Source organism: Hydrogenophaga sp. H7 (genome assembly GCF_002025745.1).
In the GTDB taxonomy this organism is placed as follows: domain Bacteria; phylum Pseudomonadota; class Gammaproteobacteria; order Burkholderiales; family Burkholderiaceae_C; genus Hydrogenophaga; species Hydrogenophaga pseudoflava.
The window spans coordinates 445,319-471,492 of record NZ_MCIC01000015.1; the positions used below are offsets into that span (position 1 = coordinate 445,319).

Annotated in this window: 28 protein-coding genes; 10 read left to right on the forward strand and 18 right to left on the reverse strand. The window is 66.9% G+C overall.

Annotation, left to right across the window (positions count from 1 at the left end):
- Positions 1-4 precede the first annotated feature (4 nt).
- A complete protein-coding gene (locus BC358_RS13440; protein ID WP_066154172.1) occupies positions 5-1,195 on the forward strand; it encodes a PLP-dependent transferase in 1,191 nt (396 codons plus the stop codon).
- A 33-nt stretch (positions 1,196-1,228) separates the two neighbouring features.
- Complete coding sequence (locus tag BC358_RS13445; protein WP_066154170.1) at positions 1,229-1,417, forward strand: hypothetical protein; 189 nt, start codon at positions 1,229-1,231, stop codon at positions 1,415-1,417.
- Between the two features lie 4 nt (positions 1,418-1,421).
- On the opposite strand, the gene mnmH is transcribed toward BC358_RS13445, so the two are convergent.
- The gene (gene mnmH, locus BC358_RS13450) at positions 1,422-2,507 is read right to left on the reverse strand and encodes a tRNA 2-selenouridine(34) synthase MnmH (RefSeq protein ID WP_066154167.1); all 1,086 of its coding nucleotides are present in this window, start codon (positions 2,505-2,507) and stop codon (positions 1,422-1,424) included.
- A gap of 7 nt (positions 2,508-2,514) precedes the next feature.
- Positions 2,515-3,165 (reverse strand): arylesterase, encoded by a 651-nt coding sequence (locus tag BC358_RS13455; RefSeq protein WP_079366187.1) that lies wholly within the window; start codon positions 3,163-3,165, stop codon positions 2,515-2,517.
- A 26-nt stretch (positions 3,166-3,191) separates the two neighbouring features.
- Here BC358_RS13455 and BC358_RS13460 point away from each other — a divergent pair, with 26 nt between their 5' ends.
- The 4 genes from BC358_RS13460 (at position 3,192) to BC358_RS21870 (ending at position 6,349) form a co-directional block, all read left to right on the forward strand.
- Positions 3,192-3,881, forward strand: coding sequence for an ABC transporter ATP-binding protein (locus BC358_RS13460; RefSeq protein WP_066154161.1), 690 nt, complete (start codon positions 3,192-3,194; stop codon positions 3,879-3,881).
- 40 nt (positions 3,882-3,921) lie between these two features.
- Positions 3,922-4,665 carry a 23S rRNA (guanosine(2251)-2'-O)-methyltransferase RlmB gene (gene rlmB, locus BC358_RS13465; RefSeq protein ID WP_066154159.1) on the forward strand — a complete coding sequence of 248 codons (744 nt, stop codon included), beginning with the start codon at positions 3,922-3,924 and terminating at the stop codon, positions 4,663-4,665.
- A 30-nt stretch (positions 4,666-4,695) separates the two neighbouring features.
- Positions 4,696-5,028 carry a hypothetical protein gene (locus tag BC358_RS13470; protein ID WP_164868449.1) on the forward strand — a complete coding sequence of 111 codons (333 nt, stop codon included), beginning with the start codon at positions 4,696-4,698 and terminating at the stop codon, positions 5,026-5,028.
- Positions 5,029-5,110: 82 nt separating this feature from the next.
- Positions 5,111-6,349 carry a Yip1 family protein gene (locus tag BC358_RS21870; RefSeq protein WP_143434293.1) on the forward strand — a complete coding sequence of 413 codons (1,239 nt, stop codon included), beginning with the start codon at positions 5,111-5,113 and terminating at the stop codon, positions 6,347-6,349.
- Positions 6,350-6,355: 6 nt separating this feature from the next.
- Here BC358_RS21870 and BC358_RS13480 read toward each other — a convergent pair whose 3' ends face one another.
- Genes BC358_RS13480 through BC358_RS13500 form a run of 5 tightly spaced genes read right to left on the reverse strand, consistent with a single transcriptional unit; the run spans position 6,356 to position 11,713 of the window.
- A complete protein-coding gene (locus BC358_RS13480; protein WP_066154149.1) occupies positions 6,356-6,952 on the reverse strand; it encodes a chromate transporter in 597 nt (198 codons plus the stop codon).
- Complete coding sequence (locus BC358_RS13485) at positions 6,949-7,554, reverse strand: chromate transporter (RefSeq protein WP_079366189.1); 606 nt, start codon at positions 7,552-7,554, stop codon at positions 6,949-6,951. Before BC358_RS13485 ends, BC358_RS13480 begins: the two co-directional genes overlap by 4 nt.
- Positions 7,555-7,581: 27 nt before the next feature.
- Positions 7,582-8,325, reverse strand: a complete 744-nt coding sequence (gene fabG, locus BC358_RS13490) for a 3-oxoacyl-ACP reductase FabG (protein WP_079366190.1) — start codon at positions 8,323-8,325, stop codon at positions 7,582-7,584.
- Between the two features lie 3 nt (positions 8,326-8,328).
- The gene (locus tag BC358_RS13495) at positions 8,329-10,488 is read right to left on the reverse strand and encodes a 3-hydroxyacyl-CoA dehydrogenase NAD-binding domain-containing protein (protein ID WP_079366191.1); all 2,160 of its coding nucleotides are present in this window, start codon (positions 10,486-10,488) and stop codon (positions 8,329-8,331) included.
- Positions 10,489-10,507: 19 nt separating this feature from the next.
- Positions 10,508-11,713, reverse strand: coding sequence for an acetyl-CoA C-acetyltransferase (locus BC358_RS13500; protein ID WP_066154133.1), 1,206 nt, complete (start codon positions 11,711-11,713; stop codon positions 10,508-10,510).
- Between the two features lie 111 nt (positions 11,714-11,824).
- On the opposite strand from BC358_RS13500, the gene BC358_RS13505 reads away from it, so the two are divergent.
- Complete coding sequence (locus BC358_RS13505) at positions 11,825-12,991, forward strand: acyl-CoA dehydrogenase family protein (RefSeq protein ID WP_079366192.1); 1,167 nt, start codon at positions 11,825-11,827, stop codon at positions 12,989-12,991.
- Positions 12,992-13,006: 15 nt separating this feature from the next.
- Here BC358_RS13505 and BC358_RS13510 read toward each other — a convergent pair whose 3' ends face one another.
- The 11 genes from BC358_RS13510 to BC358_RS13555 form a co-directional block, all read right to left on the reverse strand.
- Positions 13,007-13,606 carry an ATP-binding cassette domain-containing protein gene (locus BC358_RS13510; protein ID WP_179130079.1) on the reverse strand — a complete coding sequence of 200 codons (600 nt, stop codon included), beginning with the start codon at positions 13,604-13,606 and terminating at the stop codon, positions 13,007-13,009.
- Entirely contained in the window at positions 13,603-14,190 is a 588-nt protein-coding gene (locus BC358_RS13515; RefSeq protein ID WP_066154123.1) for a hypothetical protein, read from the reverse strand. Before BC358_RS13515 ends, BC358_RS13510 begins: the two co-directional genes overlap by 4 nt.
- Complete coding sequence (locus BC358_RS13520) at positions 14,187-14,594, reverse strand: GtrA family protein (protein WP_066154120.1); 408 nt, start codon at positions 14,592-14,594, stop codon at positions 14,187-14,189. The genes BC358_RS13515 and BC358_RS13520 overlap by 4 nt, the downstream gene beginning before the upstream one ends.
- Positions 14,591-15,541, reverse strand: a complete 951-nt coding sequence (locus tag BC358_RS13525) for a glycosyltransferase (RefSeq protein WP_079366194.1) — start codon at positions 15,539-15,541, stop codon at positions 14,591-14,593. Before BC358_RS13525 ends, BC358_RS13520 begins: the two co-directional genes overlap by 4 nt.
- Positions 15,538-16,491: a UDP-glucuronic acid decarboxylase family protein gene (locus tag BC358_RS13530; protein WP_079366195.1), complete on the reverse strand. Its 954-nt coding sequence runs from the start codon at positions 16,489-16,491 to the stop codon at positions 15,538-15,540. Before BC358_RS13530 ends, BC358_RS13525 begins: the two co-directional genes overlap by 4 nt.
- Positions 16,492-16,856: 365 nt before the next feature.
- Positions 16,857-17,582: a bifunctional 2-polyprenyl-6-hydroxyphenol methylase/3-demethylubiquinol 3-O-methyltransferase UbiG gene (locus tag BC358_RS13535; RefSeq protein WP_218669490.1), complete on the reverse strand. Its 726-nt coding sequence runs from the start codon at positions 17,580-17,582 to the stop codon at positions 16,857-16,859.
- The gene (locus tag BC358_RS22195; RefSeq protein WP_143434294.1) at positions 17,579-19,240 is read right to left on the reverse strand and encodes a glycosyltransferase family 39 protein; all 1,662 of its coding nucleotides are present in this window, start codon (positions 19,238-19,240) and stop codon (positions 17,579-17,581) included. Before BC358_RS22195 ends, BC358_RS13535 begins: the two co-directional genes overlap by 4 nt.
- Positions 19,212-19,880: a general secretion pathway protein GspB gene (locus BC358_RS13540; RefSeq protein ID WP_079366197.1), complete on the reverse strand. Its 669-nt coding sequence runs from the start codon at positions 19,878-19,880 to the stop codon at positions 19,212-19,214. The genes BC358_RS22195 and BC358_RS13540 overlap by 29 nt, the downstream gene beginning before the upstream one ends.
- A 13-nt stretch (positions 19,881-19,893) precedes the next feature.
- Positions 19,894-21,597 carry an ExeA family protein gene (locus BC358_RS13545; RefSeq protein ID WP_079366198.1) on the reverse strand — a complete coding sequence of 568 codons (1,704 nt, stop codon included), beginning with the start codon at positions 21,595-21,597 and terminating at the stop codon, positions 19,894-19,896.
- Between the two features lie 86 nt (positions 21,598-21,683).
- Entirely contained in the window at positions 21,684-22,229 is a 546-nt protein-coding gene (locus BC358_RS13550; RefSeq protein ID WP_079366199.1) for a polymer-forming cytoskeletal protein, read from the reverse strand.
- A 127-nt stretch (positions 22,230-22,356) separates the two neighbouring features.
- Positions 22,357-23,253: a crotonase/enoyl-CoA hydratase family protein gene (locus tag BC358_RS13555; RefSeq protein WP_079366200.1), complete on the reverse strand. Its 897-nt coding sequence runs from the start codon at positions 23,251-23,253 to the stop codon at positions 22,357-22,359.
- 80 nt (positions 23,254-23,333) lie between these two features.
- On the opposite strand from BC358_RS13555, the gene BC358_RS13560 reads away from it, so the two are divergent.
- The 3 genes from BC358_RS13560 to BC358_RS13570 all read left to right on the forward strand — a co-directional run bounded on the left by BC358_RS13560 (position 23,334) and on the right by BC358_RS13570 (position 26,167).
- The gene (locus tag BC358_RS13560) at positions 23,334-24,176 is read left to right on the forward strand and encodes a helix-turn-helix transcriptional regulator (RefSeq protein WP_079366240.1); all 843 of its coding nucleotides are present in this window, start codon (positions 23,334-23,336) and stop codon (positions 24,174-24,176) included.
- A gap of 81 nt (positions 24,177-24,257) precedes the next feature.
- A complete protein-coding gene (locus BC358_RS13565) occupies positions 24,258-25,967 on the forward strand; it encodes an FAD-dependent monooxygenase (protein WP_079366201.1) in 1,710 nt (569 codons plus the stop codon).
- The gene (locus BC358_RS13570) at positions 25,964-26,167 is read left to right on the forward strand and encodes a hypothetical protein (protein ID WP_066154090.1); all 204 of its coding nucleotides are present in this window, start codon (positions 25,964-25,966) and stop codon (positions 26,165-26,167) included. Before BC358_RS13565 ends, BC358_RS13570 begins: the two co-directional genes overlap by 4 nt.
- Positions 26,168-26,174 lie beyond the last annotated feature (7 nt).

Here is a 26,174-nt window from a genome sequence, read left to right on the forward strand (position 1 = left end):
CTCAATGTCAGACCTGTCCACCCGACTGATCCATCATCCATACCGCCCTCCCGAGGGCTTTGACGCCGTTGCGCCCGGCGTGCACAAGGCGTCCACCGTCCTGTTCAAGGACGTGCAGGCCCTTCGCACGCAGGAGTGGGCCGACAAGAGCGGCTACACCTACGGCCTGCACGGCACGCCGACCACCTTCACGCTGGAAGAGCGCATCGCCACCATCGAGGGTGGGCAGTATTGCGTGCTGGCGCCCAGCGGCCTGTCGGCGCTGACTTTGGTCGACATGAGCTTCCTGCGCCAGGGCGATGAGGTGCTGCTGCCCGACAACGCCTATGGTCCGGGCAAGGCGTTCGCAGCTGGTGAGCTCGCGCACTGGGGCATCACCCACCGCTACTACGACCCGCTGGATCCTGCGGATCTGGCCAGCCGTCTGTCACCCGCCACGCGCCTGGTGTGGATCGAGGCACCGGGTTCGATCACGCTGGAGTTTCCGGACATTCCCGCGCTGGTGGCGGCGGTGCGTCAGGCGAACGACGGCAGAGCGCCCGAACGCCGCATCCTGACCGCGCTGGACAACACCTGGGGCGCCGGCATCGCCTTTCGCCCGTTCGACCTGGGGGTCGACATCTCGATGCAGGCGCTGACCAAGTACCCCAGCGGGGGCGCCGATGTGCTGATGGGCTCCGTGGTGACGCGCGACCACGCACTGCACCACCAGCTACTGATGTGTCACATGCGTCTGGGTCTGGGTGTCAGCGGCAACGACACCGAGCTGGTGCTGCGGGGCCTGGCCTCCATGCCCTTGCGCTACCAGGCGCAGGATGCGACCACAAGGGCGCTGGCCACCTGGATGCAGGACCAGCCGGGCGTCGTGCGTGTTCTGCATCCGGCGCTGGCGGGCTCTCCGGGGCATGAAGCATGGGCACGCGAAGCGACTGCGGCGGCCTGTCTGTTCAGCGCCGTGTTCGACGAGCGCTTCTCCCAGTCCCAGATCGACGCCTTCTGTGACCGTCTGCGGCTGTTCAGGCCAGGCTGGAGCTGGGCGGGACCGATCAGTCTCTGCGCGCCGTACAACGTGCCGGCGATCCGCACCCGGCCCTGGGCGCACAAAGGTGGGCTGGTGCGGTTTGCCATCGGCCTGGAAAGCGCCGATGATCTCAGGGCCGACCTGGCCCAAGCCCTTGCGGCCCTACACACCTGACCAATTCACCACCTCAACCTCGGAAACACCCCCTTGGCCACACCCAACTACGGATACGAAAAACGCCAACGCGAGCTCGCCAAGAAGCAGAAGAAAGAGGAAAAGCTGCGCAACAAGGCCGAGCGCAAGTCGCACGGAGACGGCAGCCCTGATGAGCAGGACGCCGGCCAAAAGCCGGATGCCGGCGACAGCTCAGACGCGAGCCCCACGTCCGCCGGCTGATCGGCTAACTTTCGTCGGGTAGGGGCTGCGAGCCCGTCGGGCTCAGCAGCGAGCGAGCGGCCACGCGCATCGATTGATCTGAGCCAGAGCCCAGGCTGCAGGGGAGCGCTTGGGCATGGAGAGCAAAGTTGCGCTCTATGGATGCCGCATACGTCGGGTCGTAGTGCTGCCTGAGCAGGTCCAGCACCACTTCCTTGGTGCGGCCGGCGCGCACTTTTTCGATCCACTCGCCCACCACCGCCTTGCCGCGCAACTCGGTCAGCGCTTCCAGCCGCCGACAGAAGTGCTCGCTGTCCTTCACGAAAAAGTCGTAGTCTTCCATCAGCAGGGCCACGCGCTCTTCATCGGGCAGTCGCAGGTCGATGCAGGGGCTGGCGCGCATGGCGTCGATCAGTGCATCGGGCACACGGAGGTTGCCCACCTTCTTGCTCTCGCTTTCGACGAACACAGGGCGCGCCGGGTCGAAGGCCTGCAGGGCCTCCCAAACGAGGCTGTCGAATCGCTTCTGGCTGGGCTGTTCGACCCCAGGGATGTGCCCGAGCACCGAACTGCGGTGGCGGGCCAGGCCTTCAAGGTCCAGCACCTGAGCGCCTTCGGCCGCCAGCGCGTGCAGCAGGCGTGTCTTGCCGCTGCCGGTGGGGCCGCAGACCACGCGGTAGTGCAGGCGCTGCGCCTGCGCGGGCAGGTCTTCCACGAGGGCGGCGCGCCAGGCCTTGTAGCCTCCCTCGATCAGCGTGACCTGGAACCCGATCGCGCCCAGGATGGTGGCCAGTGCACCACTGCGGTTGCCGCCGCGCCAGCAATAGACCAGCGGTTTCCAGCCTTTGGGCTTGTCCAGCACTTCCCGTTCAATGTGTGCGGCGATGTTGCGCGCGGCCAGCGCTGCGCCGCGCTTCTTGGCCTCGAAGGCGTCGACCTGCTTGTACATGGTGCCGATCAGGATGCGTTCGGCATTGTTCAGGCTGGGCCAGTTCAGCGCACCGGGCACGTGGTCGAGCGCATGTTCGTCTTCGGAACGGGCGTCGATGACGGCGTCAAATTCGCCAAGGCGGTGCAGCACCTCGGTGGCGGGCAGGGTACGGACAGGCATCCGCCGATTATCGTTTCGGCAGCAGGGGCGCGAGCACCGGCCAGACGTTGTTGGCGATCGTGGCCTGGGCGGCCTCGTTGGGGTGGATGCGGTCGTCCTGGAACAGCAGGGTCGGGTCGGGCAGGTCGGCCACGCCCTTGAGCAGGAAGGGCACCAGGGCGGCCTTTTCCGCGCTGGCCACCTGCTGGAAGAGGTCACGGAAGTCTCGGGTGTACTGGCTGCCGTAGTTGGGCGGCACCTGCATACCGACGAGGACCACCTTGGCACCGGCCGCCTTCGACGCCCTCGCCATGGCGGTCAGGTTGTCGCGCGTCATGTTCAGCGGCAGGCCGCGCAGCGCGTCGTTGGCGCCCAGCTCGATGATCACCACCGCCGGCTTGTGCAGCCTGAGAAGCGCCGGCAGGCGGGACCGGCCACCTGAGGTGGTGTCGGCACTGATGCCGGCGTTGACCATGCGCGCCGGAATGCCCTCCTTGATCATGCGTTCCTGCAGGATCTGCACCCAGCCGCTGCCGCGCCGCAGGCCGTATTCGGCACTGAGCGAGTCGCCGACCACCAGCACGTTGGCCGCTGTGGCGGCCGTTTGTGCGAAGACCGGCGCGATTGACCCCGCGCCGGCGGCGGCGCAGAGCAGGGCGTTAAAGTGGCGTCGTTTCAACTGTCGGGCCTTTCAGGGCGGACTACATGGCTCAGGAAATGATTGTGGTGCAGCATGTGTTCAAGTCGGTCACCGACTCCACGGGCACGCTGACGATTTTGCGCGATATCGATTTCTCCCTGCGCCAAGGGGAAACCGCCGCCATCGTCGGTGCCTCGGGTTCGGGCAAGAGCACCTTGCTGTCCATCATTGCCGGGCTGGACACGCCGACCCGCGGCACTGTGTTCATCGATGGCGTGGACCTGTTCGCCCGCGACGAGGACCAGCGCGCGGCGCTGCGCGCCCAGAAGCTCGGCTTCGTGTTCCAGAGCTTCCAGCTGCTGGGCAATCTGACCGCGCTGGAGAACGTGATGCTGCCGCTGGAACTGGCCGGCCGGCGCGATGCCCGCAGCGCCGCCACCGCCATGCTGCAGCGCGTGGGCCTGGGCGAGCGCCTTGGCCACTACCCGAAGGTGCTGTCGGGCGGCGAACAGCAGCGCGTGGCGCTGGCGCGGGCCTTCGTGGTGCAGCCGGCGGTGCTGCTGGCGGACGAACCCACCGGCAGCCTGGACTTTGCGACCGGCGAGAAGGTCATGGAGCTGATGTTCGAGCTCAACCGCGAGCAGGGCACCACCCTGGTGCTGGTGACGCACGACCGGGGCATCGCCCAGCGCTGCGAGCGGCGCATCACCATCGAGGCCGGTCAGGCCAGCGAGCCGGAGGCGGCGGCGGCCTGAGCAGATCGAAAGCGGCGCGTGGGGGCTTGATAATCGGGGCATGTCCTCCCCCAAAGTCCTGTTCGGCTTCCACGCCGTGGGCGTGCGCCTGAAAACCGCGCCCCAATCCATCATCGAGATCTACTTCGAGCCGACGCGGCGCGACCAGCGCATGCGGCAGTTCATCGAGCGCGCCAAGGAGGCGGGCGTGCGCCTGATCGAGGCCGATGGCCTGCGCCTGGCCAAACTCGCGGGCAGCCACGGCCACCAGGGCGTCGCGGCCCGGGTCAACGCGCTGGAGCAGGCCCATTCGCTGGACGAACTGCTGGAAAAGCTGGAGGCCGATGGCATCGCGCCGCTGCTTCTGGTGCTCGACGGCGTGACCGACCCCCACAACCTGGGCGCCTGCCTGCGGGTGGCCGACGGCGCGGGTGCCCATGCGGTGATTGCGCCCAAGGACCACGCTGTCGGCATCAATGCCACGGTGGCCAAGGTGGCCAGCGGTGCGGCTGAGACCATGCCGTATTTCATGGTGACCAACCTGGCGCGCACCCTGAACGAACTCAAGGAACGCAACATCTGGGTCATCGGCACCAGCGACGATGCGCCCAAGACGCTGTACCAGGTCGATCTCAAGGGGCCGGTGGCCCTGGTGCTCGGCGCCGAAGGCGACGGCATGCGCCAGCTCACGCGCAAGACCTGCGACGAGCTGGTGGGCATCCCCATGAAGGGCGGCGTCGAAAGCCTGAACGTGTCGGTGGCCAGCGGCGTGTGCCTGTACGAGGCCTTGCGCCAGCGCGGCTGATCTTTTTCAAGGGAGGCTCGCATGAAACCCATGCCGTCTGCATTCGCCTGTGTTCTGGGGTTGGTCTTGCTCGCCGGGTGCACGCAGGAACAGCAGAACAAGATCAGCCGCGACATCCAGAACTGGACCGGCACCAACGGCGTGCTCGAAATCTACGCCGGCGACAAACTGGCCCGGCGCTTTTTGTCCATCGACAAGATGAGCACGGCCCTGGGCACCGACGACGGCAAGCCGCGTGCCTACCGCTACGGGTATGGCGTGCTCGACGAGAACCAGAACATGGTGGCCGACCCGGGCGAAAAGAAGGTCTATTTCGAGATCAGCGACTACACCAACGCGGTGTTCTTCGAAAGCCCACGCTGAAAGGTGGCCCGCTGCGGCGGATGGCGGTATGGTTCGCGCTGCCGGACCGTTTTCTTGTGTCTGCAACCCCGAGGAGGAATTCATGAACCTGGTTGAACGCGTGCAAGCCATTCTGCTCAAGCCCAAGGCCACCTGGCCGGTCATCGAGGGCGAGCCGGACGACATTGCCAGTCTCTACAAGAACTACCTGGTCTACCTGGCCGGCGTGTCGTCGTTGGCGGCTTTCATCGGCTTCAGCCTGATTGGCACGGGCATGATGGGCATCCATTTCCGGGTGCCCATCCTGGCGGGGCTGGCCAACATGGTGGTCGGTTTCGTGCTGACTCTGGTGATGATCTATGTGCTGGCCCTGGTGGCCAATGCGCTGGCCCCGAGCTTCGGCGGCCAGAAGGACATGGGCAAGGCCTTCAAGCTGGTCGCCTACGGCGCCACCGCCGGTCTGCTGGGCGGGGTGTTCAACCTGCTGCCGGCGCTGTCCATGCTGGGCCTGCTGGCCGCGCTCTACTCGATCTATCTGCTCTACACCGGTGTGCCGGTGATGATGAAGGTGCCCGAGGGCAAGGCGCTGGGTTTCACCGCCGTGCTGATCGTCTGCGGCATCGTGGCCAGCATCGTGGTGACGACCGTGGGCAGCCTGTTCAGCGGCGGCGCCGGCATGATGATGGGCGGCGCCAGCGCCCCCGCGGGGGACGTGAGCATCAAGGTGCCGGGCTCTGAAGTCACCATCAACACCGCGCAGCTGGAAGAGGCGGCCAAGAAGATGGAAGAAGCCAGCAAGCAGATGGAGGCGGCCCAGGCCAAGGGCGACTCGGAGGCCGCGGGCAAGGCGCTGGGCGAGATGATGGGTGCGGCCATGGGCGGCGGTCAGGGTGGCCAGCCGTTCGCGCCCGATGCGCTGCAGGCCTATGTGCCGGCCAAGCTCGCCGGCATGGAGCGCACCGCCATCGAGGCCCGTTCGGATTCGGCCATGGGCATGACCTTCTCCAGCGTCACCTCGGAGTTCCGCAACGATGCGGGCCGTGTCGAGGTCAAGGTGCAGGACATCGGCGCCATGCCCGCCCTGATGATGGCCATGGGGGCCTGGGCGCAGAGCACGGTCAGCCGCGAGACCCAGGACGAGGTCGAGAAGGTCTACAAGAAAGACGGCGTGGCCTTCAAGGAGGAATACCGCAAGGACGGTTCGAGCGCCGAGATGTCGATGATGCTGGCCAATGGCGTGCTGATCGAGGTCAGCGGCGACAACGTGAACATCGACGGCGTGCGTGCCGCGATGAACGCGCTGGACGTCAAGGGCCTGTCCGGTCTGCAGCGCCAGAAGTAAGCCGGGTCAGACCCAGCCCATGGCGCCGGCCAGCGCGCCCGCGCCGATCATCCAGAGCAGGTGCAGCCGGGTGCGCCAGACCAGCAGCGCAGCGCAGACTGTCAGCAGCCACAGGGGCCAGTCGCGTGCCGGGACGTTGTGGGACGCGCTCAGCAGCCAGCCGGTTGCGATCAGCAGGGCGATCACGATGGGGGCCATGCCGGTTTTGAAGGCCCGCACCGCGCGCAGCTCGCGGTTGCGGTGGCCCCACTGGGTGGCGGTGTAGGTGAGGATGGACGAGGGCAGCATGATGGCCACCAGCGTCACCGCCACGCCCAGCAACGCCAGCGCCCAGGCCAGCCAGCCCGCGGAGGGGCCTCCGCCCGCATTCAGACCCACGTTCCAGCCCAGCAGGGCGACGAACAGCACGTTCGGGCCCGGGGCGGCCTGCGAGAGGGCGATGGACGAGTTGAACTGCGCGTCGCTCAGCCAGTGCTGCTCGCCCACCAGGTAGCGGTGCATGTCGGGCGCGGTGGTGATGGCGCCGCCCACCGCCAGCAGCGACAGCGACGCAAAGTGCAGGAACAGGTCCAGCCAGTTGGCAAAGGTGGGCGCCATGCTCATGCTTGGGCCTCCTTGCCGGCGCGGCCCAGCACCCGGTAGGCCCAGAGGCAGGCGCCGCCGCCGATGACCAGCAGCACCCAGGCCAGCGGCAGGCGCAGCAGGGCGATGGCGACGAAGGTGAGGGCGGCCAGGCCGATGCAGACCCACAGGCCCATGGCGTTCTTGTCCAGCGCGCCGATCAGCTTGATGCCGGTGGCGGTGATCAGTCCGGCGGCCACGGCGCCCATGCCGCGCAGCGCGCCCTGCGCCGCAGCGCTGTCGGCCACGCTGCCGTACAGCGCGGCCAGCAGCAGCACGAGGACCAAGGGTGCCGCGAGCATGCCCGCGAGCGCGGCCAGCGCGCCGGGCAGGCCGAAGTAGCGGCCTCCGATCATCAGCGAGAGGTTGACCACGTTGGGGCCGGGCATGATCTGCGCCACGGCCCAGTCCTCGACGAACTGTTCGCGGGTCATCCAGCGCTTCTTCTCCACCAGCTCGCGCTGCACCACGGCCAGCACCCCGCCGAAGCCCTGCAGGGCCAGCCAGGTGAAGGACATAAAGAGGTCGGTGCGCGAGCGCGGGCGGTTGGGGGCGGCGTCGGTGGATGGGGTGTGTTCGGGCATGTCCGGATTATCCCGGGCGCCCGAAGGTCACACCGACATGCCGCCGGAAACCTCGATGACAGCCCCGTTGATGTAGCTGGCCTCGTCGCTGGCCAGGAAGGCGTAGACGTTGGCAATTTCTTCCGGCTGGCCCAGGCGCTTGAGCGGCACGCGGTGCTCCATCTCCTGGATCACCTTGTCGGGGATGGTGCTCAGGATGGGCGTGCTGATGAAGCCGGGGGCGACCGCGTTGACGCGCACGCCCTTGGGGCCGAGCTCGCGGCTCCAGGTCTTGGTGAAACCGATCACGCCGAACTTGGTGGCGGCGTAGTTGGTCTGGCCGAAGTTGCCGTAGATGCCGACCACCGACGATGCGTTGAGGATCACGCCGCTGCCCTGGGCGGTCATGGTGTCGGCCACGGCCTGCGCGCAGTGGAAGACACCGCGCAGGTTGACGTCGATCACCTTGTCGAACTGTTCCAGCGTCATCTTCTGCAGGCGCGCGTCCTGCGTGATGCCGGCGTTGTTCACCAGCACGTCGATGCGGCCGAAGCGCTCCTTCACCTGGGCCACCACCGCGTCGACCATGTCGCGCTGGGTCACGTCCATCACGAAGCCCGTGGCCGTGGCTCCTTCGGCCTGGCATTGCTTCACGGCCTCGTCGACCGCGGCCTGCTTGACGTCGCAAACGACGACGGTGGCGCCTTCGCGGGCGAACTTCAGGGCCGTGGCCAGGCCGATGCCTTGTGCGGCGCCCGTGATGAGGGCGATTTTTCCTTCGAGTCGTTTCATGAATCAGTACTGGGGTTGGTGTTGACGCAGCGCGGCTTTCACCGCGTCCGCGAGTATGAAGCCGCTGCCGTGGCGGGCGGCCAGCTCGGCGCAGCGCTGCTCGAAAGCCTCGATGCCCATGCCGTAGATAAACTGCAGCGCGCCGCCTGTCCAGGCCGGGAAGCCGATGCCGAAGATCGAGCCGATGTTGCCGTCGTGCACGCTGGTCAGCACGCCTTCGGCCAGGCAGCGCGCGGTCTCCACCGCCTGGCGGTAGAGCAGGCGGTCTTTCACGTCCTGCAGGTTCCAGTCGACGCCCGGCTTTTCATACAGCGCCTTCAGCTGCGGCCACAAGTGCTTCTTGCCGCCCTCGGGGTAGTCGTAGAAGCCACCGCCGGCCGCGCGGCCCGGGCGCTTGTGCTGCTTGACCATCTGCTCGACCAGGGTCTCGCCGGGCGTGGCGACGTATTGCTGGCCCTCCTTCTGGAAGTCGATGCGGGTCTGTTCCAGCACATGCACCGACAGGCTGAGCGCGGTCTCGTCCAACACGGCCAGGGGGCCGACCGGCATGCCGGCCTGCATCGCGGCGTTCTCGATCACCGGCGCCGGGATGCCTTCGCCCAGCATGGCCGCGCCTTCCATCACGAAGGTGCCGAAGGTGCGGCTGGTGTAGAAGCCGCGCGAATCGTTGACGACGATGGGCAGCTTGCCCAGGGCCTGCACGTAGTCGTAAGCGCGGGCGATGGTCTCGTCGTCGGTGTCCTGGCCGCGGATGATCTCCACCAGCTTCATCTTGTCCACCGGGCTGAAGAAGTGGATGCCGACGAACTTCTTCGCATCACGGCTGGCCTGCGCCAGGCCGGAGATGGGCAGGGTGGAGGTGTTGCTGGCGAAGAAGCCGCCCTCGGCCAGCATGGGCTCTGCCTCTTTCGTGACCATGGCCTTGAGCTCGCGCTGCTCGAACACGGCTTCGATGATCAGGTCGCAGCCTTTCAGGTCGGCGGCGCTGGCGGTGGGTGTGATGAGATTCACGATGCCTTGCTGCTTCTCGGCGCTCATCTGGCCCTTGTCGACCCGCTTCTGCGTGAGCTTGGTGGTGTACGACTTGCCTTTCTTGGCTGCCTCGATGCTCACGTCCTTGAGTACGGTGGCGATGCCGCGCGTGGCCTGCGCGTAGGCGATACCCGAGCCCATCATGCCGGCGCCCAGCACGCCCACCTTCTTGGGGTGGTAGCGCGGCACGTCCTTGGGCCGCGACTGACCGCCCTTGATGGCGTTCATGTTGAAGAAGAAGGTGTTGATCATGTTGCGCGCCACGCCACCGGTCATCAGCCCCGCCAGGTAACGGCTCTCGACGCGCATGGCGGTGTCGAAGTCGACCATCGCGCCTTCGACCATGGCTGCCAGCGCCGCCTCGGGTGCGGGGTACAGGCCGCGTGTCTTCTGCTTGAGCACGGCCGGCGCCACGCTCAGCATGCCGGCGATCTTGGGGTTGCTCGGCGTGCCGCCGGGCATCTTGTAGTCCTTGCGGTCCCAGACGTGGGTGCAGGCCTCGGGCTTGCCTTGCGCCGATTCGATGAAGGCGAGCGCGCGCGGCAGCAGCTCCTCGGGTGTGGCGACCAGTTCGTGCACCACGCCGATCTTCAGCGCCTCCTCCGGCCCGAACAGCTTGCTCTCCAACACGTAGGGCTGCGCGGCCATCAGGCCCAGCAACCGCGTCATCTTGGTGATACCGCCGCCGCCCGGGATCAGTCCCAGCGTGATTTCGGGCAGGCCGAACTGGATCTTGGGGTTGTTCACCGCGATGCGGTGGTGGCCGACCAGGGCCACTTCCCAGCCCCCGCCCAGCGCCGCGCCGTTCAGACAGGACACCACCGGCACGCCCTGCGTCTCGATGGTGCGGAAGTTCTTCTTGATGCGTTCGATCTCGCGGAACACGCGCGGGCCGTCGGCCTCCGTCGAGCGCATCACGCCCTTGAGGTCGGCGCCGGCGAAGAAGGTGGTTTTGGCCGAGGCGAGCACGATGCCCTTGAGCTGCGCCTTGTCCTGGACCACCTGGGCCGCAATGGCGTCCAGGTCGTCCTGCCATTGCAGGCACATGGTGTTCACCGGCGAGCCCTGCTCGTCAAAGGTGATGGTGGCGATGCCGTTGGCCAGGTCGTAGCGGATGGTTTTGGTGATCATGTTCGGGGTCTCCGCTGGTTCAGACGCGTTCAACAATCGTCGCGATGCCCATGCCGCCGCCGACACACAAGGTCGCCAGGCCGTAGCGCTTGCCCGTGCGGTGCAGCTCGTCGATCAGCGTGTTCAGGATCATCGCGCCGGTCGCGCCCAGTGGGTGTCCCATGGCGATGGCGCCGCCGTTGACGTTGACCTTCTGATGCGGCACGCCCATCTCCTGCATGAACTTCATGGGCACGGCGGCAAAGGCCTCGTTGACCTCGAACAGGTCGATCTGGTCGATGGACAGGCCCGCTTTGGCCAGCGCCTTGCGCGCCGCGGGCATGGGGCCGGTCAGCATGATGGTCGGGTCGGCGCCCGAGAGCGCGACCGAGACGATGCGGGCGCGCGGCGTGAAGCCGTGGGTCTTGCCCGCGGCCTCGCTGCCGATCAGGATGGCCGCGGCGCCGTCCACGATGCCCGAGGAGTTGCCCGCGTGGTGCACGTGGTGGATGCGTTCGACCTGCGGGTAGCGTTGCAGGGCCACGGCGTCGAAGCCCATGGCGCCGAGCTGCTCGAACGCGGGCTTGAGCCCGGCCAGGCCTTCCATCGTCGTGCCCGGCTTGATGAATTCGTCTTTCTCCAGGATGGTCAGCCCCATCTTGTCCTTCACCGGCACGACCGAGCGGTCGAAGTGCCCGGCGGCGCGGGCGGCGGCGGCCCGCTTCTGCGATTCCAGCGCGAAGGCATCCACGTCCTGGCGGGAGAAGCCGTTGAGCGTGGCGATCAGGTCGGCGCCGATGCCCTGCGGCACGAACAGGGTGGCGCTGTTGGTCTCGGGGTCCTGCGCCCAGGCGCCGCCGTCGGAGCCGATGGGCACGCGGCTCATGCTTTCCACGCCACCGGCCACCACCAGGTCTTCCCAGCCGCTTTTCACCTTCATCGCGGCCATATTCACCGCCTCCAGTCCCGAGGCGCAGAAGCGGTTGAGCTGAACCCCCGCGCAGCGCCAGTCCCAGCCGGCCTTGAGCGCGGCCACCTTGGGAATCACCGACCCCTGTTCACCGATGGGCGAGACCACGCCCATGACCACATCGTCCACCGCGGCGGTGTCCAGGTCGTTGCGGCGCTGCAGTTCGCTCAGCAGGCCAGCCAGCAGGTTGACCGGCTTGACCTCGTGCAGGCTGCCGTCCTTCTTGCCCTTGCCGCGCGGTGTGCGGATGGCGTCGTAGACGAAGGCTTCGCTCATGGTGTCTCCTGGGGGATGGGTCCGGATAGTCCGGACGATCGGATCAGTATAGACTTTTGCCAAGCAAATGCTTTGTATAAATCAACCCACCCAGTCCGAAAGGTGACAGCCATGATCGACCGCACGCTTTTCAACACCGACCACGAGGCCTTCCGCGACAGCTTCCGCCGCTTCGTCGAGAAGGAAATCACCCCGCTCCACGACAGCTGGGAGGATCAGGGCTACGTGGACCGCGAAGTCTGGCGGGCGGCCGGCGCTAACGGCTTCCTGTGCATGACCATGCCCGAGGAGTACGGCGGTGCGGGCGCCGACCGGCTGTACTCGGTGGCGCAGATGGAGGAGATCGCTCGGGCGGGCGTCAGCGGCATCGGCTTCGGCCTGCACAGCGAGATCGTGGCGCCTTATGTCCTGCACTACGGCACCGAGGCGCAGAAGAAGCACTACCTGCCGTTGCTCGCGACCGGCGAGATGGTGGGTGCCATCGCCATGAGCGAACCCGCCGCTGGCAGCGACCTCCAAGGCGTGAAGACCACGGCCATCAAGAGCGCCGATGGCTCGCACTACGTGCTAAACGGCAGCAAAACCTTCATCACCAACGGCTGGCACGCCGATCTGGTGATCGTGGTCGCCAAGACCGACCCGGCCGCGGGCGCCAAGGGCACCAGCCTGTTCCTGGTCGAACGCGGCATGGAAGGTTTCTCCAAGGGCAAGCGCCTGAAAAAGCTGGGGATGAAAGCGCAGGACACCTCCGAGCTGTTCTTCGACAACGTCAAGGTGCCGGCGGAGAACCTGCTGGGCGGAGCTGCCTTTGAAGGCAAGGGCTTCATCTGCCTGATGGAGCAATTGCCCTGGGAGCGGCTGCAGATTGCGATTGGCGCCGTGGCTTCGGCGCAGGCCGCCATCGACTGGACCGTCGAATACGTCAAGGACCGCAAGGTGTTCGGCCAGCCGGTGGCCAGCTACCAGAACACCCGCTACACCCTGGCCGAACTGCAGACCGAGGTGCAGGTGGCGCGCGTGTTCGTGGACAAATGCTGCGAACTGGTGTGCGAGGACAAGCTCGACACCGCGACCGCCAGCATGGCCAAGTACTGGTGCTCCGACCTGCAGTGCAAGGTGATGGACGAGTGCCTGCAGCTGCACGGCGGCTACGGCTACATGTGGGAATACCCCATCACCCGGGCCTATGCCGATGCGCGCGTGCAGCGCATCTACGGCGGCACCAACGAGATCATGAAAGAGGTGATCTCGCGCTCAATGGGGCTGGGCGGGCGCTGACGCGCGCGCCAGGCTTCAGCCCAGGTCGATGCGCTGGGCGATGGCCAGGTTGGCGGGCGCTTCGTAGTCCGCCAGCAGCACCAGCCGGTCGGTGGCCAGGGATTGTTCCCGCAGCCAGTCGCTGATGTAGCGGATCGAGGCCAGGTCCAGCGCCGCGAACGGCTGGTCGAGCAAGGTCAGCGGTGGTTGCAGGGCCATGGCGGCGGCCAGGCCCACCTTGCGGCGCCCGCCGGCCGAGAGCATGTAGAAGCCCTTGTGCAGGTGCTCGCCCAGCGACAGACCGTCGATGTGCTCGTCCAGCCGGTCGCGCGCCGGTCCCTCGGGCACCTGAGTGCGCAGCCAGTCGGCCACCACCACCGTGTCCAGGTCCGGGCGGGTCATGTCGGGCCGCAGGCCCGCCAGCTGGTCGCCAATGTCCTGCCCGGTCAACTGCATCGTCCCGGCTTGTGGGCGGATTTCGGCGGCCAGCAGCCGCAGCAGGGTGGTCTTGCCACGCTGTTCGTCGCCGGTCAGCAGGGCCAGGCCAGGTGTCAGCGAGGCGTTCAGGTGGGCGAACAGCGGCGCCTGTCCGGGCCAGGCGAAGCCCAGGCCCCGGATCTCCAGGAGCGCGTTCACTGGCACTGGTAGTCGACCACGTCCGCACTCTGGCGGAACGGGTCGGTCAGGTCCGAGGAGTACTGGCCCATCAGCAGGCGCTGCTTGGGCAGGAAGTTCTGGCGGAAGTAACGGCTGGCGGCGGCGAGGCGCTGGCCCTTGTCGGTCAGCTTGACGCAGCCGTTCTGGATCTCGATGGTGCCCGATTCGAGCTGTTCGGTCAGGCGCACATCGACCAGCCGGTGCTCCTTGAGGTACTCCTGCGTGAACACGTCGGCGAAGCGACTCTGCTGGATGCCGCCGCCGCGCTGCTGGATCTTCTCCAGGATGTAGAACGACAGCGAGCGGTCGATGACGGTCGGCACCGAAATGGCGAAGCAGTAGCCCGAGAGCAGCCAGATCACCACCAGTTGCAGCTTCTCAAAACCGTTGAAGGTGCGGCTGGTCGAGATGATCAGCCCCGTGAGCAGGGCGGCGATCACGCCGTCGGCGATGGCGGCGTAGAACACCACGTTGACCGCAAAGAAACGGATGTGCAGGTAGTACACCGCCAGCAGCAGGACGACGAACAAGGCGGTGGCAGCGAGCGCGCGAAAGAGCTTCATGAGGGTTTGAACACGAGGAACTTGTTGCCGAGGTAGCTGAGCGAGACCTGCAGGCCGGTGGCCAGCAGAAAGCCGGCGCGGTAGTCCAGACCGAGGCGGTCGGTCCAGAGCCACAGCACCAGGCCATGCAGCAGCGCGATGGCGCCGTAGAGGCCGCTGAATTTCAGCAGCTGTGGCAGCCAGGGCTGCTGCGCGGACTGGGCGAACACGTAGAAGCGGCTGCCCAGGAAGGAACTGGTGATGCCGACGACCGCTGCGCACAGGTTGGCCAGCCCGGCGGAACCGAAGCCCAGCACCTGGAGGTTGAAGGTCAGCACCGCGTAGTGGACCGCGGTGGCCACCAGGCCATTGACCACAAACCGGAACAGTTCCTGGCGCGGGTGGGAGGCGGCCACACCGTTCATGGTCGGGTCTCGATGACCTCGGCGATGAACTCGCGGTGGGCAACAGCGGTGACCACGCTGCCGCTGCGCATGACGCCGGTGAGCATGAGGGTCATCAGCGCCAGGGCGCCGGTCTGCAGGAACAGCAGCACGAAGATGCCCAGCACCAGCGAGAACCAGCCGGGGGTGGAATAGCCCAGCAGCTTGAGCACCACCGCGCAGGTCGATCCGACCACCGACATCGCGGCGATCACCGCGCTGAAGATGCCCACCCGCACCAGCACGTCCTCGGCGAACACCATCAGGGCCTTGAAGCCGTGCAGCGCCAGACCCACGAAGTTCATCTTGGACTGGCCGGCGTAGCGCGGGCCGCGGTCCAGCGGGCAGACGCAGGTGCGCAGCTTGGAGGCCAGCACGGCAGCAGCCACGTGGATCGGCAGTTCCTGCATCGCCACCAGGCGCTGCACGGCGGCCGGCTTGAGCGCCATGAAGTTGCCAAAGCTGATGGGACGCCCGGTCATCACCTTGAAGAAGCGTTTGTAGACCTGGTAGAAGGCCTTGAATTTGAGCGTCTCCACCCGGCTCTTGCGCTGTGCGACCACCACGTCCACGTCGGTGCGGTCCAGCGGCTTGAGCAGCTCGGGGATGGTCGAGGGCAGGTCCTCGCCGTCCGAATCCATCAGCACGACTTTTTGGTGTGGCGCCAGGTGCTCGGCCGCATAGCTCAGCCCGATCGCAATCGCGCGCTGGTGGCCCACGTTGCGGCGCAGCTTGAGCACCACACCGGCGACGCCCGCGTCTTCGAGGCTGGCGATGGTCAGCGGCTGGCGCACCGAACCGTCGTCCACCGCGATCACGAACACCCGCTGGCCGAACTCCTTGGCCAGCTCCTTGAACAGTCGACCGCTGGCCTCCAGGTCCTCGTAGACCGGGGTCACGATCACGATCTCGTGCTGCTCGAAGCTCATGATTGCAAGAAGCGGCGGAAGTAGTCGATGGTCTTGTCCAGGCCTTCTTCGAGCTGGACCTGCGGTTGCCAGCCGAGCACGGCCTTGGCCTGCTCGATGTTGGGCTGGCGCTGCTTGGGATCGTCCGAGGGCAGGGGCTTGCAGACCAGCCGGGACTGGCCGCCGACCTTGGCCAGCACGGCCTCGGCCAGCTGGCGGATGGTGAACTCGTTGGGATTGCCCAGGTTGATGGGGCCGGTCACGCCGTCGGGGCTGGCCATCAGGCGCACAAAACCCTCGATCAGATCGTCCACGTAGCAGAAGCTGCGCGTCTGCGAGCCGTCGCCGTAGATGGTGATGTCCTCACCGCGCAGGGCCTGCACGATGAAGTTGCTCACCACGCGCCCGTCGTTGGGGTGCATGCGCGGGCCGTAGGTGTTGAAGATGCGGGCGACCTTGATGTCCACCTGGTGCTGACGGTGGTAGTCGAAGAACAGGGTCTCGGCGCAGCGCTTGCCCTCGTCGTAGCAGGAGCGGATGCCGATGGGGTTGACCTTGCCCCAGTAGCTCTCGGGCTGGGGGTGCACCTCGGGGTCGCCGTAGACCTCGCTGGTGGAGGCCTGGAAGATCCTGGCCTTGGTGCGTTTGGCCAAGCCAAGCATGTTGATGGCGCCGTGCACGCTGGTCTTGGTGGTCTGCACTGGGTCCCACTGGTAGTGCACCGGCGAGGCGGGGCAGGCCAGGTTGTAGATCTCGTCGACCTCCACGTAGAGCGGGAAGGTGACGTCGTGGCGCATCAGTTCGAAGTGCGGGTTGCCCATCAGATGGGCCACGTTGTCCTTGGTGCCGCTGTAGAAGTTGTCGACGCACAGGATGTCGTTGCCCTCGGCCAGCAGCCGCTCGCACAGGTGCGAGCCCAGAAAGCCGGCTCCCCCAGTGATCAGGATTCTTTTTCTGTTGGAAATGCGCATGCGGGGCTCCGGGCGTCGGTTGGGGCAGGATTCGCTTTATTCGGTGGCGATGGCCTGCTGTGCAGGCCGCGGCATTGTACCGGCAAGGCCGTGCGGGTCTGATTGGCTGCTGGTCCCGAAACGAATTCGTGGACGGACGCCTTGTCCATCAATTGGCTTTCCGCAACCGCCTGGCCCAGCGGCATCGACGGTGTGACCCACAACGGCCTACTGGCTTAGGCTTCTTATGGTTTGGCGGCTGTATTTCTATGCGGGAAGTTTCTTTGTTTTAATTACAAGATTCGGAAGTGTTGGGGGTTGCATATGAATATTCTTGGGTAACCAATTGATGTGGTAATTTGGTTTTTCGGAAGAATTGTTTTGATTCAAAGGGTCAATGGCTTTTGCAGAATGCAAACAATGCTCTTGCCCAGTTGGAAACCGGTCAGCGGATCGGCCAGCCGGGACATGCGCACCATGACCGAGTCCCAGAGACGGACCTGACCGGGTGAAGGCGAGTCGGACTGCAGCAGCAGCTTGTTGGCCAGACTGGCGAGCATTCCGACGCTGTCCAGATACAGCATGCGGCGGATGTGCAGCTCCGGCGGCACGATGGCGCGCAACATTGCCTTGTCGTAACGGCGGAAGTGCCCGATCTTTCTGTCGAACGGGGTGTACAGAACATTGTGGGCCGGGGCCAGGATGACGATGTGTCCGCCGGGTTGCAGAAGTCCGCTGACGCGCTGCAGCTCGGCATGGTCGTCTTCGATGTGCTCCAGCACATCCAGGTACAGGATGGTGTCGAAGCGCTCGTCCCGGGACAGATCCAGTGAGGTGCCGCAAACCGCCTCGTGGCTGGGCGAAAGCCGCCCCTGGGTAATGCCTTGTTTCATCAGTTCCACCATGGTCGCGTCGGGTTCCACGCTGAGCCAGCGTGCATATCGCCGGTGTTGCAGTGCTTGTGCATTGGCCCCGATCCCTGCCCCCAGTTCCAACACGTGTTGGCCAAGATAGGGGTCGATGACTTGGGTCCAATAGGACTTCCAGTGCCTAGCGGTGGCAAACAGGTCGAGTTCGGTGCCGCTGTAGATGAAGGTGCTGGATTCGGTCACTGTGTCGGGAATGCTGAGGAGGGCGCGGACGCAGGGCGGGTGGGCGCGTTGTATTTTCTGCAGTAGTCGCTGCCCCGGAAGTCGTACAGCAGCGCGATGGCGCCTTGTCCATCCCATCGCTGCAGGGCCGGGGCGATGGACGCGATGTGCTGCAGAAAGCCCGCGCGCTCCTGGAGCCGGTGCGTGACGATGACCCAGCTGCGCTGCATGGGCTGTTCGATGCACAGGCGGCGCACCGTGGCCATGGCGTCGTGGAACTGGTTGATGGTGGGGCGGAAGACCGTGACGGGCATGGCCTGCACGCCGTGGGCGCGCGAGTAGAAGTCGAACGCCTTGTGCGACATGGAGTCGATGACGACGCCGTCCCCGGGCTTCGTCTGGCTGGCAATGTGAAGGAGCGCCGCCTTCATGTCCTGGTCGTTGTGAGGTTTGCGCAGCACCTTCCAGGACGCAGAGGCGGGCACCAGCAGCAAGAAGCCGGCGACCACCGCCGCCAGCAGATGCCGTGCGGGCAGGCTCCGGCGGTCCAGCGCCGCTTGCACGAGGGCGGCCAGACCGAGGTGCACGAGCGGCACCAGGAAGATGGTTGGGCGTGAACGGAACGGGTAGAGGTGCAGCGCCGACGCCGCCAGCGTGACCAGCAGCACGGTCAGCCCGATGGCGGCGATCCGCGGTGCGCGCCATGCCAGAGCCACCGAGCCCGCGACCGACAGCGCCAGCAGACCCAGGTTCAGTCCGTCGAACCAGGCGACCAGCATGCCGTGGTGCGCCACGCCCACATGGCGCATGGCGAGGTAGACCAGCGCCAGCGCACTGTCCAGGTACCAGCGCCACTCGGTCGGTGAGTCCGGTGGCAATGGGGCATAGGCAAAGCGCCAGAAATCCAGCAGGTGCTGGTTGCCGGCGAGCGTCTTCATCACCAGGGTGTGGTGAAGCGCAAAGGCCAGCACCCACAGCAGCCCTGCGCCGGACACCGCCAGCCAAGCCGCCCGCTGGCGCTGGCGGATCGCTTCGATCCAGAGCACCAGGCCCACACCCGCAAGCACGAACAGGCTGGGGTGGGACAGCCAGATGGCGAGGGCGCCCGCCACCGCCAGCACGGGGGCGTCCCGTTGCCAGCGCTGCAGGTCAAAGTGCGCGGCCAGCCAGAGCAGGCCCACCGTGGCCAGCACGTCGTTCTGGTACTGCTTGAACTCCGAGCTGTAGTACACGAGCACAGGGGACAGAGCCAGCAGGCCCACGAACGTGGCCTGGGCGGCGCGGTGCGGCAGCGTCTTGCTCGCCAGGCCCCAGGCCGCCAGCAGGGTCAGCACGCCTGCGGCCAGAGGCTGCAAGCGCAACACCCAGTCCTCCACACCCAGCCCTGTCGTCAGCAGCTTGGTCAGCGCGAGGAACCCCAGGGGAGCCGCCTGGCCGTTGGACAGTGGTTCGAACAGCAGCTGTCCGAGATCGCGGTCCATGAAGTTGACCGCCAGGTAGGCCTCGTCCAGCCACAGGGACCGGTTGAACAGATACTGGCGCCCTCGCAACAGCCATCCGATACCGATCAGCACCACCACCCACAGCACCGGGTGGCCCCAGATGCCAAGCCTGGCGCGCGTCGGGGCCGAACTCGTCGGCAGGGTGCGGTCAGTAGTTGATGTTGTATCGGGAGCCACGGTGGTTGAGTATGGCGCTTCTGGGGGAAATGACCTCCACCTTGAGACCTGGCTCGATTTCCTCGCCTTCGCGCACCACCTTCCCGTTGGCGATCAGCATCCGGTGGGCCGCGTTCGAGGAGTAGGTGACACCAGAGACCTTGACCGCAGGTGCCGATGCGGGGGCCGCGGCGGCCGGCGGAGGTTGTCCGTCCATGTCGGCGGAGGCGGATGGTGCAGGGGGCGTGGGCGCACTGGACGCCGCTGCGGGTGAGGTTGCAGAAGCCGTCGCAGGGGCGGGCGCGGCGCGGGGCGCAGGCGGCGGGGCGGCCACCTGTGGCGGTGCCAGAATGGGCAGCGCAGGGACAGGGGGTGTCGCCGATGCCTCCGGTGCCATGTCCGGCTTCTCCAGCGCGCTGACTGGTGCTTGCACCACAGCAACCGGCGCCGGTGCCTCTCGGTGGGGAGAGTTCCACCACCAGAAGGCGGTCGCCGCTGCCAGCAGCAGGACGATGGCTCCCGCCATCATGGGCAGTCCGAACCGCCTCGCCCGCGCCGCACCCGCTGCGGGGGCCGGCGTGCCCTGGCTGTGCAGGCCGGGCACGTGGCCCCGCTCACGTTCGGCGTCGGCCCGTTTGAGTGCATCAAGGATGTAGGACATGGCGCGGCGGCGTTCAGGGCTTGCTCAGGCGCGGTTCGTCCACACCCGCGGCCAGGTTGACCTGCATGAAGGTCATGGACCCGGCCACACCGTCGGCCTCCAGGCCTTGTGTCTGCTGGAAGGCCTTGAGGCGGGTGGCGAAGGTGCTGGCCTCGGCGGGAATCAGGCCCTTGGCCTGGAGGCTGATGAGCTCTCCCGAAAGCCAGTCGCCGGCCACACCCTGGGGGTTCTGTGTGATCCGGCCCCGCGTGCCCTCGGGCTGGCGCCAGAGGGTCGCATAGTCGCCGCGCCAGATGTCGGCGAGTGCGGTCAGCGGCATCAGCCAGCGCTGGCCATTGGCCTGCAGCGTGGCGGTTTCTGCGGTCATGGCGGTGACGAGGGCGCGCCGCGGTTCCTCACTGCCAAGGCGCAGCAACAGGATGCCCGGGCGGTTCAGCTGGCGCAGGCCGTGCAGCGTCATGCGCTGCGTGCTGAAGCACTGCAGTTGCTGCTTCAAGGCCGCGGTGCAGGGATCGTTCCCGGTGAGGGACTGGCCCCAGAGTGCGCCGAGCTCACGCCATGCGGTGACCTCGGAGCCCAGCAGGTCTGCGGCCACTGGCGGCTTGACGAGGGGGGCTGGGGCGCTTGCAGGAAGTGGGTCGGCAGGCGCCTCGACGGCCGCAGTGGGCGGAGGCAGAGCGGGCGCGGGTGTCGGCGCCACCGGAGCCGAACCCGTGGCGGGACTCGCGGTGGGGCTGGATGGATGGGGAAGAGGTGTTTGCGACGGTGCGCGCTGCTGCCAGAGGACAGCGGCCACGCCGGCGGCCAGCACGGCGCCGCCCAGTGCACCCAGCGCCAGCGTCTGCCAGGAGCGGCTGGCCAGTGCCTTGACCGGCGGTGGCACGGACCGGGTGGCGGGCATGTCGAACACCTCGCTGGCCGCCTTGTCCACCATCGCGGGATCGATTTGCCGGCTGTCGGTGGCGTAGGCGCCCAGCAGTGCGCGGTCGCACAGCAGGTTGATGCGTCGGGGCACTCCCCGGGTGATCGCGTGGACGCGCGCGAGCGCTTCCGCGCTGAACGGCAGAGGTCCCTTGAGGCCCGCCACCTCCATGCGATGGCGCACGTACTGCCGGGTTTCGGCCTCGCTGAGGGCGCCGAGGTGGAACCGCGCGATCACCCGCTGCGCCAGCTGTTCCAGCTCGGGTTGGGCGAGCACGGCGCGCAGCTCGGGCTGGCCGATCAGCACAATCTGCAACAGCTTGCGTTCGTTGGTTTCAAGATTGGTCAGCAGCCGCAGCTGTTCCAGCACATGGGGCGTGAGGTTCTGCGCCTCGTCGATGATCAGCACGTTGCGCTGACCGGCGGCGTGGCTGCGCAGCAGGTACTCGTTCAGCGGATCAAGATAGTCCTTGATCGTGGCCGGCCCGATGCCTTCGTGCCGCACCTCCAGCTGGAACTCGTGGCAGATGGTCTTGAGCAGGTCGCCGACAGTGAGCTTGGGGTTGAAGATGTAGGCGACCCGGCAGTTCTCGGGGATCTGTTCGAGGAAGCAGCGGCAGACCGTGGTCTTGCCAGCGCCGATCTCACCGGTGAGCAGGACGAAGCCGCCGCCGCCCTGCACCCCGTACAGAAGCAGCGCCAGCGCCTCCCGGTGCCGCTCGCTCATCAGGAGGTAGCGGGGGTCGGGGGCGATGGAAAAGGGAGTCTGCTGGAGACCGAAATAGCCGGCGTACATGCCCAGAGGATAGCGGGGCCGCCGGGGCAGGCGCAAATGAACACCGCCCGCAGAAGCGGGCGGTGTGGTTCAGAGCGTGGTGATGCTCAGGCGGCGAGTGCCATGGAGGGCTTGGCCGCAGAGGAGGATGACTTGGTGCTGCCGGCCACCGAGCATTCGATGTCGCCCGAGAGCTGGCCACCTTCCTCGATCACCACCTTGCCGTAGCGGATCTTGCCGGTGACCTTGCCGGTGGCGTAGATCACGAGTTTCTGGCGCACGGTGAGGTTGCCGTCGAACACGCCGTGGATCTCGGCAATGTCGATCTCGGCCGAACCCTTGAAGGCGCCTTGCTGGGCGATCTGGATCACGCGCGAGTCCATGGTGGCTTCGACCAGGCCTTCCACCACCAGCGTGTCGCAGTCGGTGATCTCCACGCCCTTGAGCTTGATGTTCGGGCCGACCGTGAGCTTGCTGCCGCCTTCAGGCACGGTGGTGCTGGCAGATGCCGCAGCCGATGCCGGCTGGCGGCTCTCCGGCTGATTGCTGGAGGAGGGCGTGTTCATGCTGCTGGCGCCGTAACGGGGGGAGTTGAGCCCCTGGTTGAGGGTGTTGGTGGGTTCGTTGTCGCGTTTTCCGAAATGCAGTGCCATGCGAGCTCCTTCTGAAAGTGAAGCGCTCATGCTAAGGACCATGCGGCTTACATTCGGAACGCTGCCGTAAGAGGGGTAACGAGATGAACCGTACGTCTGGTTGCGCCTGTTGCGTAACACGCGCTTGCTATTTGCGCGCGTCCATTTCCCGGATCAGTGCGCGTGCTTCATCGCCTTCGGGGATGGGCCGGCCGCTGTCGCGCCACTGCACCGCGGCCTTGAAGCCCTGTTCCTGGGCGTACCGGCGGAACCACAGGCCTTCGGGGTTGTGGCGCGTGATGCCGTCGAACACGGTGGCGAACATCTGGGTCTGCTCCAGACCCATGCTGAGCATGGCCTGGTTGACCACCAGCTTGTGCATCGCCAGGTGCGACGAGGGCACGCCCGCGATGCGCCCGGCCAGCCGCATCACCGCGTCCTCCAGCTGTTCCGCCGGCACGGCTTCGTTGGCCAGCCCCCAGTCGGCGGCGGTGCGGCCGTCAATCACGTCGCCGGTGAACATCATCTGCTTGGCGCGCAGCGCCCCGAGCCGGTAGGTCCACATGGCCGTGGTCGGGCAGCCCCAGACGCGGGTGGGCATGTAGCCGATGCGCGCGTCCTCGGCCATCACCAGCAGGTCGCAGCACATCGCGATGTCGCTGCCGCCGGCCACCGCGGCGCCGTGCACTTTGGCGATGGTCGGCTTGGATGAGCGCCACAGGCTCATGAAGTCCTCGGTGTTGCGCTTCATGACGGCGTAGTCGGCCATCGGGTCCCAGGGGTGGGCTTCCTGCTGGCAGGGGTGTTCGATCCGCTGCTCGGCATAGCCGGCGAGGTCGTAGCCGCCACAGAAGCCCTTGCCCGCCCCTTCGACCACGATGACGTGGATTTCCGGCTCGGCGTTGGCCCATTCCACCGCGGCGCGGATCTCGCCGGGCATGGCGTCGTTGATGGCGTTGTACTGGTCCGGTCGGTTGAGCAGCAGGCGGGCGATGCGCGGCTGCTGCGGGTCGGGGGTGATGCGCAGGGTGCTGAATTCGGGCATGGAGGACTCCTCGGTGGCGGTGCCCGCATGCTAGGAGTGTTGTGCAACCCATGGGCGTCGCCTGCGCTACAGTGCCGCGCATGGTCACTCCCTCGCGACGCCACTGGGTCCTGGGCTCCCGCCAGCCGCCTGCGCTGGACCTGCCGCTGGCGCAGGCCAGCGCGCTGCTGACCCACCTGGGCCAGGGCGCCAGGGACGCGGTAGCCGAAGACCTGTTGCGGCTGGTGGGCGCACACGCGCCACTGGCCCAGTGCACCATTTTTTCCTTCGAGCCCGGGCGCAGGCCCACCGTGGTGGCGGTGGGTGATCGTTCGCGCACCAGAGAACTGCCCCACATCGCCGAGGCCTATGTCAACCGCTACCACCGGCTCGATGGGCTGGCCGCCGTGATGCAGGCCGAGTGGACTGCCGCGCAAAAGGCGGGCACCGAGCAGCCGCGCATCCTGCTGCACCGCCAGACCGGCGCCGACATCGCCCATGCCCCGTATCGCCAGACCTGCTACACGCTGCCGCAGGTGGCCGAGCGGCTGGCGGTGCTGGCGCTGTATGAGGGGCGGCGCTGGATGTCGGTGCACCTGTACCGTGGCACCGAACACGGTCCGTTCGACGACGCGGCGGTCGCCGTGGTCGAGGCCTTTGCGCCGCTGATCGTGCAGGCCGTGCGCCTGCACCACACCGGTCTGGCCGTCCACCAGGACCTGGGCGGGCTGCTGCTGGCGCGCGCCGTGCGGCGCTGGCCGCAGCTCACCCGGCGCGACCAGGACGTGCTGCAGGCGCTCATGGACGGCCTGGACACCAACACTCTTGCTGAACGCCTGGGCCTGACGCCTTCCAGCGCCCAGACCTACTGCCAGCGGGTCTACCGCAAGCTGGGTGTGGCCGGGCAGCGTGAACTGTTCGCCGCGCTGCTGGCGTCGACCTGATCACTTGTCCCGGATGTCCTGAAAAAGGGACATTGATCGGCCCGTCGCTGCCTACACTGCGGCGCATTACAGGAGACACGCATGCACCAGCCCCACGCGGAACCACGGCGCTCGATCTACTACGACTACCAGGTCTTTGATGCCTGGGTGCCATCGCAGCACCCGGCGCAGCAGCACGCCCCGGTGGTCGTCGCCGGGGCTGGCCCCATTGGCTTGGTGACCGCGCTGGCGCTGGCGCAGCAGGGCGTGCGCTGCGTGGTGCTCGAAGCCGAGCGGCAGGTGTCCGAGGGCAGCCGGGCCATCGCATTCACGCGGCGCTCGATGGAGATCCTGCAGCAGGTGGGTGTGGCACACCGCGTCACCGAGAACGGCCTGCCGTGGAACTGTGGCAACTCCTTCTACCGGGGCCAGCGCGTGTTCCGGATGGAGAACCCGCACGACCCCGACGACCGCTTCGCCCCGCTGATCAACATCCAGCAGCAGTACCTCGAGCAGTACCTGGTGGAGGCCTGCGACGCCCATCCGCTGGTGGAGCTGCGCTGGGGCAACAAGCTGGTGTCGTTCGGGCAGGACGCCTCCGGTGCCACGTTGCAGGTCGACACCGCCGAAGGCCCGTACACGCTGAAAACCGACTGGCTGGTGGCCGCCGATGGTGCCCGCTCGGCGATCCGCGCCCTCATGGACCTCAAGCTCGAAGGTGCGTCCTACGAAGGCAGGTTTGTCATCGCCGACATCCGCGTGGACCTGCCACTGCCTACTGAGCGCCTGGCCTTCTTCGACCCCGACTGGAACCCAGGCAACACCATCCTCATGCACCGCGAGCCGCATGGCCTGTGGCGGCTGGACTACCAGCTGCCCCCCGGCGAGACGCCCGAGGACGCGCTCCAGCCCGAATCGCTCAAGGCCCGCATCAATGCCCAGCTGGCCATGATCGGCCACGCCGGCGTGCCATGGGAAATGGACTGGTGCTCGGTCTATTCGGCACGCGCGCTCACGCTGCCCGACTACGTGCATGGCCGCGTGCTGTTTGTCGGCGACGCGGCGCACCTGCTGCCCATCTTCGGGGTGCGTGGCGCCAACACCGGTTTCCAGGACGCGCAGGCCCTGGCCTGGCGGCTGGCGCTGGTGGCCCGGGGCGTGGCACCCGCGTCGCTGCTGCGGAGCTACAGCAGCGAGCGCGTGGGCGCGGCGCGCGAAATCGTCGACGAAGCGGGCAAGAGCACCCGTTTCATGACACCGCCCACACGCGGTTTCCGGCTGCTGCGCGACGCCGTGCTCTCGCTCTCACTGACCCAGCCCTTCGTCGGGCCGCTCTACCACTGGCGCACCTCCCGACCGCACGAGTACACCCGCTCGCCGCTCAACGCGGTGAGCGACGACAACGCCGCGTTCGAGGGAGGGCCAGGCCACGGGGCACCGCCGCGCAACATTCGCCTGGACAACGATCGCTTCCTGCTGGATCACCTCGACCACCGCTTCACCCTGCTGTGGGCAACCGACAACGGGTCCAGCCTTCCTGACGATGTGCGCGCATTGGTCGACGAGGCACGAGCCCAGGGCCTGCCGCTGCAGGTGATCGCCGTCGGGGCGCGCCAGCCGGTTGCCGGTGCCGACCGGACCTTGCCCGACGCGGACGGCCACCTGCGCCGGCGCCACGGCCTGAGCTCGGGTGGCGCCTACCTGCTGCGGCCCGACCAGCACGTCTGCGCCCGATGGGCCGCGCTGGACGCCAGCCGGCTGCGCGCCGCCCTCCACACCGCCATCGGATTGAACACAGGAGCCTCATCATGAGCAGCCAGCATGTCCCTCTGCAGACCCTGACGATCCCGGGCCTGGAGCAGGTCTACGACCAGCTCGCGACCGCCATCGATGTCATCGACCCCGCGAAAACCGAGTTGTTCCTCGTAAAGCTCGCGCTGATGAACGCCAACGCGCTGGCCGACCCGACCTTGTTCCAGGCGCACATCGATGCAGCGATCAAGGACCTGTGAACGGAAA